Consider the following 7,307-nt stretch of genomic DNA (forward strand, 5'->3'; position numbering starts at 1 on the left):
GAGCAACAGGAGCAACAGGAGCAACAGGAGCAACAGGAGCAACAGGAGCAACAGGAGCAACAGGAGCAACAGGAGCAACAGGAGCAACAGGAGCAACAGGAGCAACAGGAGCAACAGGAGCAACAGGGGCAACAGGAGCAACAGGGGCAACAGGGGCAACAGGGGCAACAGGGGCAACAGGAGCAACAGGGGCAACAGGAGCAACAGGAGCAACAGGGGCAACAGGAGCAACAGGAGCAACAGGGGCAACAGGAGCAACAGGAGCAACAGGGGCAACAGGAGCAACGGGAGCAACAGGAGCAACAGGTACATCCGGGGCAACAGGAGCAACGGGAGCAACAGGTACATCCGGAGCAACGGGGGCGACAGGACCGACGGGACCAACAGGACCAACAGGAGCAACAGGAACATCCGGTCCACTTATTACTGCTAATAATGGTAGTTTTGTAAATGCTTCCACGATAAATGTGGCGCCACAAGCAAATGTTCCACTTACTACAAATGTTACTCTTAACGGAACAGCGATTACGCATGTGCCTGGATCAACAAACATCATCTTGGCTCCAAATCAAACTTACTATGCTGACTTTCAAACAGCAGCAGGAAGCTCAAATGGACAAATAGGGTTTTCACTTCAATTAAATGGAAATCTTATACCTGGTACTAGCACTAATTCAAATGCAGGAGCTTCTCTTCCTGCAACTGGTTCATTAAGTGCAGGAGCGGTGTTTAATACAGGAGCAGGGGTCAATATATTAACATTAAACAGTGATCAAAATGTTACCCAAACTATAAATGGAACTATTGTAAACGTAATAAAGCTCGCTTAAAAATGGTTTTAGTTAACGATAATTAAAACAAATTGAGTATTAAAAAGTAAATTAATTCCTAACAAACTTCTATTTTAGTACGTTTGCTTTAGAAGAATTAGGTTTAGCTCATATTATTAATGCGGAGGCAGAAAAAATTCAGTATGCACTTGGAACATTGTCTGGGTTATCGCCAGCTGCTACGCTAGATGAAATTTTAGCAGTCAATGAAAGTGTTAATAAAACGATACAAAGTACACTCAAAACACAGATGTTGTTACAAAGTAAGCTGGATAGTGTGATACAAACCCCTGTATGGGGGGATCAGGTTCTCTAGTAACAGCTAATAATGCTCGTATCACTGCGTTTGCAACTCAAACTGTTAATAATACAGCGGCTATTCCTTTAACTACGAATAATCTTATTAATGGAACAGCAATTACGCATGTACCAGGTTCAACAGATATTATGTTATCACCTAATCAGACGTATTTTGCCACTTATGAACTTCAAGCATTTATACCAAGTGGGTGGAGTGGCAAGTGTGCGAATGGAGTTAAATGGAGTACTAGTTGGCGGGACAAATAGTCGTGCATCGGGTCAGCCTCTTACTTTAGAAGGAGTTAACGTTAATATAATAAAAATGGCATAAAAAATAAAAAAAATGACCATCTTTATTTAGTATGTATCTAAAAAGAAAGGATGGTCATTTTTTTATTCTCCTAACGAACTTAGATCTTTACCAAGTCAATATATTATGCAACGTGTTCAGCTAAGTTATTGAGTGGCGTTATCATCCTGCTCGCCAAAAAGTCAAAGAACTTATAAGGGTTCTGATGCAAAAATAGAATAAAAGATTGAAAATTTATTAGGATAAAGTAATTAGGAAGACGAAAAATTAAAGTGAACATAAGAGTTGGCAAGACATTTACGGTTGCCTTGCCGACTCTAGGAGAACTGGAATTATTAAAATAGTTATATTCAGCTATGAAAAATATTCAAATTAGCCCATTTTTAATTCAAGGTTAATTAAGTGAATGAAAGACTATTAGCATTTCACACAATAGTTCAAGTTAGCTTCAAATGCTCTTGCACAGAACATAGCAATGAAAAAACAGTCAGTGAGGATTAATTTCTCTTTTTAGAAAGAGCACTTAATAAATGTATAGATAATTCTAAGGTATATGTATCTTTCAAATAAAGTCGTCCCGTTTTAAATAAAGTTATACCGTTTATAAAAAAGATGCACAGCTTTATCCCTTTGTATAAAGGGATATTTTTACTAATAAAAAACATTTTGTGAAAAATAATTTACTAATTGTAAGAAATAAATTGCAATCTTTTCAAGAGTTGTTGCTATCGTTACATAATAAAATTGTAGTTTGTCGAGCAGAAAAAGGTTGGACTCAAGAAGAACTGGCAAAAAGAGTGGGTGTTAGTCGTCAAACTATCGCTACTCTTGAAAAAATAAATATAATTCTTCTCTAATTCTTTCTTTTAAAATTGCAAATATATTTGAAAAATCAATAACTGACGTGTTCGATTATTAGGAGGAGTGAGACATATGTTGTGGTTAAAATCTTTATTCTTATTTTTAATATTCATCAGTCAGATGTATATAATAAAATTTCAATTAAGTGATGAAGCAAAAGACGAAAGAGGGAGAGAAATTCAATATAAAACAAATAATGTGTTGTACAACATCCTATATTTAGGTATCATTACCATTATTATTTTTCAAAGTATGTGGGTTTCTTCCATTTATAAAATCAATAAATGTTAAGACTTACAAATTAACTGGTTCGCTGAAAAACGAATATTGTACGAAGATGCAAGAATTGATTTTAGTTTGTACGTAAACCAGTATATGTCGTCAGGAATAAGGCGCTAAGATAGTATGGCGAGTAAGGTTATGGTAAGAGTACCTTAGTCCATGAGCTTATATGAATCATCGTGGAAGTGTTAGTGAGGGTACAACATGACATAATCTTGAACGTCAATAATATTTAGAATGAACTTTGTCTTTGGTAATAAAAATCTTTCTGGCATCAACCAGCTTGTCTTTTTAGAAAGCGGATTATCAAATTTGTATTAGTGTAAATGAAATAGTCACTTATGCTATCTCATGATTTCTTCTGTTAGATAATGATTTAGTAAGAGGGGATGTATTTATCTTTTTTGGGGCGCTTATGCAGTTGAGGTATTTTGGATTACCATGAAGCACTTTATATAGTATTCAATTTGTTGTCATTCATTTTTATTTTGCAGTTTAGTTAGAGTAGTAGGGAGGTTTAAGTTCTTTATTTTTTCATTATATTTATTAATCCATTCTTGGTCTGTTTTATCTAGAAATTTAGATAGTTCTTCCGATAACTTCTGCATATGATGCTTTGTCCACATTAGTTCACCATGTATATAGCGAGTTCCTTGTGTAATAGCAATTCCTCCTTCTATAAGAGGTAGAAGAGTTACCTGACCAAAATGTTGCATATTTTGTTTAGTATGAGAATATTGATAATTTTTAATACTTTTAGTAATTAAAGAGTGTAAAGATATTGAATCATTTTGTACACTAATTAGTTTAAGATGCAGTTTTAATATATCTATTGTATGGTGTATTGGATCTTTACTAATGAGCCCTTTATCAAATAGTAATTGTAAGGTAGACTTAACTTCATCTAAGGTTTTATTTGTCATTTCAGCTACTTCATTCAAATCCTGCTGCCCATAAGCAATTTTAGAATGGTTTAAATAAGAATTTAAAATAATGTATTCTTCAGCTGACATACCAAGTTTTACATAATAACGTGTTAAGAGCATGGATATTTCGTGTGACATAAAAAAACCCCTCTTTATCTAATTTAATTGATAAAATTCATTACCTTAATGTGTGTTTTTTAAATAAAGTTCATGAGCTTTATTTATTTTGAAAAAATTGAATTATTTTTATGTTTCTAAATGAATCATAAAAATATACCTAGATTTAAGGTATGATATTAGCCTCAATCATGATACTAAACTATGAAATTTTTATTTATTTTAATCAATATGAGGAAATTCTTAAGCTTTAGGGGAGTTCTTAACATCTCATTTGAATTTGAACAGAAGTATTAGTATAGTACTTTCAAAAATAAAGTTTATTAAATACAAAGCAAATTATTGAACAACCTCTGAGGAACAAGAGGTTGTTCAATAATTTTGAAAAGGGATAAAAAATTATTCATTTGGCGACGTTGACTCTAATTGCATTACAAGCTTTTGATTGTTTGCATCGATCATTTTGGCGACGGCTACAAGAATTGCTTCATGATACAACAGTTCAAGTTGTTTTTCTTTTGGTAAGGGTTCTAAAAGGTTTTTAAATGATTCTGAAAAATCTCCGTTTGATAATTTTGTCACAAGTTGAGCACGGGCTTTTGAGTACTCGGTTAAACCAATTATAGTTAAGTCACTATGATCGATTCCAATTGATTTCATATACATCTCCTCCTTATTTTCAACTTACTCCAGAAGAAGGGGAAAATACCTAAAAAAAGAAATTTATAAATGCCGAGAAATCTAATGAAGGAACAAAGAGATTTATTGTTTTTTTTGAAAAAATGACGAAACTATATAAAACCTAAAGGTTTTGTACTCAATTTAACAAACGAGTTGTTTGGATGCTACTGATCAGTAAATGCAGTTTTCAAAAGATATTATTGCTACTGCCATGTTTGTATTGTTTTAATTTGTTGTATTGGAGTCTGAAAAAAATACGGGCTCTGTAGACAGGCTCGAAAATCTTTAGCGACTCGTATGATGTATAGACTTTAAAAACAGAAAGGAAGATGAGCATGTCTCAAGCGAATATCCCTAATATAACTCCAACGATAGCAATTACTCCTGGTCAATCAATTTCTTTAATTTTGGCTTCAATTGCACTTGAAGAATTAGCATTAGCCCATATTATTAATAGTGAGGCAGAGAAAATTCAGTTTTTGTTAGGAACACTAGATACTGGTGTTACTCCTCCACCAACAACATTACCAGATTTGTTAACGCTAAATAATAGTGTTCGTCAAACACTACAAACGGTTGTTAAGCAAGAAATGCTTTTACAATTCAAATTGGAAAATGTATTAGATTTAGTTAGTGTGACACCACTCCCATAATGAAAGCTTATAATGAGAACCATCGTTTTAAATGAATAGCCTATTTAAGATTATTTGTTTACTAGGGTAAATAAAATGCACTCCCGTTTGTTAGGTCTAACAATCGGGAGTGCATTTCATTATAATTTGCTTCTTTTAGATAATAAAAAATGAAAACGGAAAATGATTAAAGTGTAATAAACAACGTAATAAAATGTATAAAATCCATAATATAATGGTAAGTGGAAAAGTAATTTTTGGTGCAGGGGAAGAATTATATAATGTGCATTTTTGCAATATATATAGAAATCTTTACTTAGGAATCATCCATGTCTACTTCTAAACGAAATGAATGTGGGATAGTTCAATGTATAAAGATGCTCATTACATTTTTTATAAAATCGTTATCTTTTAATACCTTTTATCATAAAGTCATTATGAATATTCACAGAAAAGAAGGAGGAGTTTTTATTGAAGCATCCTACAATTTCTTTGTGTATGATTGTAAAAAATGAAGAAAAAAATATTGCGAATTGTTTAGAAAGTATAAAAGGCATTATTGATGAAATTATTATTGTAGATACAGGATCTACAGATAAGACAGTAGAAATTTGTGAAACATTCAATGCGAAAATTTTTCATTTTGAGTGGAACAATAGCTTTTCGGATGCTAGAAATTTTAGCCTGAAACAGGCAACAGGAGATTGGATATTATGGTTAGATGCAGATGAAGAAGTGGATTTGGAGGATAAAAAACAAATTAAGGATTTTTTAGCTCAGTCAGAAGAAAAAATATGGTCTATCCATTTAATTAATTACATTGGAGAACAAAAAGATATACATCAGGCTTTTCATATTGCACATACTCGTCTATTTAAAAATAATGAAGGGTTTAAGTTTATATACAATATACATGAAACATTAAATGTAGAAGAAGTTCTGGGAGAAGTAAAAGAAATTAAAGTACTTCCAATAAAGGTTTATCATTATGGATATTTGGATTCAGAGGTAATCAGTAAAAAAAAATTGGAGCGTAACTTAACTTTATTAAAAGAAGAATTAAAAAAAGAGAACCATAGTCCATGGATTGAGTATCATATTGCCAGTGAGTACTATCGGGAAAAGCAGTATGTAGAGGCATTTGAGTATGTTAATAAATCTATAGCAAATTTCATAAAAGATAAGCGGCTTCCACCTTCGTTGTTGTATAAATTAAAATATTCTACACTTTTAAGTTTAGGAAGCATTGAAGGAGCATGGCCGGGTATAGAATCTGCGATTCGTTTGTATCCTGATTATGTAGATTTGCATTTTTTTAAAGGAGTTATATTATTATTAAAAGAACAATATAATGAAGCGCTAAAAGTTTTTGAAAGTTGTATAAAGATGGGAGATAAAAATTTAAAACATCTGACTTTACATGGGGTTGGTGGACACATAGCTTGGTTTTATAAAGGATCTTGTTTTGAAAAAATGAATAAGATAGAAGAGGCTAAAATAGCCTATCAGAAATCTCTTTCATTAGTACCTAATTATACTCCGGCCGTCGAAGCTTTGGAAAAAATATAAATACCACATATGAATTAAAAGATTACAAAATAAATTTTACGCTTTTAATATTAAAATTGAACTAATTAAATCATGGGATATGGCTTGAAATGTGTTAGCTATATTCCATGATTTGTTTTTGTTTTGAGGTGAAGTTAAAATCAATTGTCCAATTCAGATACATATTAATGTACTCTACGTATAATCGTGAAGAAAATGGGTTTCATTTATTGATAAAATTAGGTAAGAGCTTATCTCATCAAAATAATGTTTTGCATATTTTATAATAGAGTTTTATTGTAATAGTATTTATTTAAATAAAATGTATTCATATAGAAAGGAGATAGGAGAATGTCACAGGCAAACATACCGAATATTACTCCGACTGTTAGTTTAACGAGAGAAGAATCCATTAATTTAATCCTTTCATCAATAGCTTTGCAAGAATTAGGACTGGCGCATATTATTAATGCAGAAGGAGAAAAAATTCAATATGCATTAGGGTTATTAACACAAAGTCTTTCCCCTCCGCCAACTTTTGATCAATTAATTCAATTAAATAAAAGTGTACAATCAACTTTACAGGGAGCAGTAGAAACAGAAATATTTTTAAAAGCAAAATTAGAAGCAATTTTACAAGAACCAACATTAACGGGACCACCTGGACCTATAGGTCCAACGGGGCCAGCTGGAGGAGCAACAGGAGCAACAGGAGCAACAGGAGCAACAGGAGCAACAGGAGCAACAGGAGCAACAGGAGCAACAGGAGCAACAGGAGCAACAGGAGCAACAGGAGCAACAGGAGCAACAGGAGCAACAG

The 7,307-nt window shown here is 32.7% G+C and carries 8 protein-coding genes and 2 pseudogenes; 8 read left to right on the forward strand and 2 right to left on the reverse strand.

All coding sequences use genetic code 11. From position 1 onward, the window contains the following. The 5 genes and pseudogenes from CO726_RS32195 to CO726_RS30095 all read left to right on the forward strand — a co-directional run. Positions 1-830, forward strand: a pseudogene (locus CO726_RS32195) (collagen-like repeat preface domain-containing protein); the annotation flags it as partial. 136 nt (positions 831-966) lie between these two features. Beyond that, positions 967-1,146 carry an alpha-helical endospore appendage domain-containing protein gene (locus CO726_RS33345; RefSeq protein WP_483860607.1) on the forward strand — a complete coding sequence of 60 codons (180 nt, stop codon included), beginning with the start codon at positions 967-969 and terminating at the stop codon, positions 1,144-1,146. Next, the gene (locus tag CO726_RS30085; protein ID WP_099686740.1) at positions 1,125-1,397 is read left to right on the forward strand and encodes a hypothetical protein; all 273 of its coding nucleotides are present in this window, start codon (positions 1,125-1,127) and stop codon (positions 1,395-1,397) included. Before CO726_RS33345 ends, CO726_RS30085 begins: the two co-directional genes overlap by 22 nt. Positions 1,398-2,159: 762 nt before the next feature. Beyond that, positions 2,160-2,359, forward strand: a pseudogene (locus CO726_RS30090) (helix-turn-helix transcriptional regulator). A gap of 14 nt (positions 2,360-2,373) precedes the next feature. Next, complete coding sequence (locus CO726_RS30095; protein WP_099686741.1) at positions 2,374-2,592, forward strand: hypothetical protein; 219 nt, start codon at positions 2,374-2,376, stop codon at positions 2,590-2,592. A 464-nt stretch (positions 2,593-3,056) separates the two neighbouring features. Here CO726_RS30095 and CO726_RS30100 read toward each other — a convergent pair whose 3' ends face one another. Both CO726_RS30100 and CO726_RS30105 read right to left on the reverse strand, forming a co-directional pair. Then, on the reverse strand, positions 3,057-3,647 hold the full coding sequence (locus tag CO726_RS30100) for a hypothetical protein (RefSeq protein WP_099686742.1): 591 nt from the start codon (positions 3,645-3,647) through the stop codon (positions 3,057-3,059). Between the two features lie 378 nt (positions 3,648-4,025). Further along, on the reverse strand, positions 4,026-4,286 hold the full coding sequence (locus CO726_RS30105; RefSeq protein WP_099686743.1) for a hypothetical protein: 261 nt from the start codon (positions 4,284-4,286) through the stop codon (positions 4,026-4,028). Between the two features lie 356 nt (positions 4,287-4,642). Here CO726_RS30105 and CO726_RS30110 point away from each other — a divergent pair, with 356 nt between their 5' ends. The 3 genes from CO726_RS30110 to CO726_RS32200 form a co-directional block, all read left to right on the forward strand. After that, positions 4,643-4,960 carry an alpha-helical endospore appendage domain-containing protein gene (locus CO726_RS30110; RefSeq protein WP_099686744.1) on the forward strand — a complete coding sequence of 106 codons (318 nt, stop codon included), beginning with the start codon at positions 4,643-4,645 and terminating at the stop codon, positions 4,958-4,960. A 477-nt stretch (positions 4,961-5,437) separates the two neighbouring features. Then, positions 5,438-6,508 (forward strand): glycosyltransferase, encoded by a 1,071-nt coding sequence (locus tag CO726_RS30115; RefSeq protein WP_099686745.1) that lies wholly within the window; start codon positions 5,438-5,440, stop codon positions 6,506-6,508. Positions 6,509-6,838: 330 nt separating this feature from the next. Next, on the forward strand, positions 6,839-7,307 hold a 469-nt coding region (locus tag CO726_RS32200), incomplete at its 3' end, for an alpha-helical endospore appendage domain-containing protein (protein ID WP_483860606.1).

Origin of the sequence: Bacillus fungorum (assembly GCF_002746455.1) — a bacterium.
In the GTDB taxonomy this organism is placed as follows: Bacteria; Bacillota; Bacilli; order Bacillales; family Bacillaceae_G; genus Bacillus_A; species Bacillus_A fungorum.

Excerpts from the sequence above, each read along its gene's own strand:
- CO726_RS30085 (WP_099686740.1), top strand. The coding sequence starts at position 1,125 with ATGGGGGGATCAGGTTCTCTAGTAACAGCTAATAATGCTCGTATCACT.
- CO726_RS30095 (WP_099686741.1), top strand. The coding sequence starts at position 2,374 with ATGTTGTGGTTAAAATCTTTATTCTTATTTTTAATATTCATCAGTCAG.
- CO726_RS30100 (WP_099686742.1), bottom strand. The coding sequence starts at position 3,647 with ATGTCACACGAAATATCCATGCTCTTAACACGTTATTATGTAAAACTT.
- CO726_RS30105 (WP_099686743.1), bottom strand. The coding sequence starts at position 4,286 with ATGAAATCAATTGGAATCGATCATAGTGACTTAACTATAATTGGTTTA.
- CO726_RS30110 (WP_099686744.1), top strand. The coding sequence starts at position 4,643 with ATGTCTCAAGCGAATATCCCTAATATAACTCCAACGATAGCAATTACT.
- CO726_RS30115 (WP_099686745.1), top strand. The coding sequence starts at position 5,438 with ATGATTGTAAAAAATGAAGAAAAAAATATTGCGAATTGTTTAGAAAGT.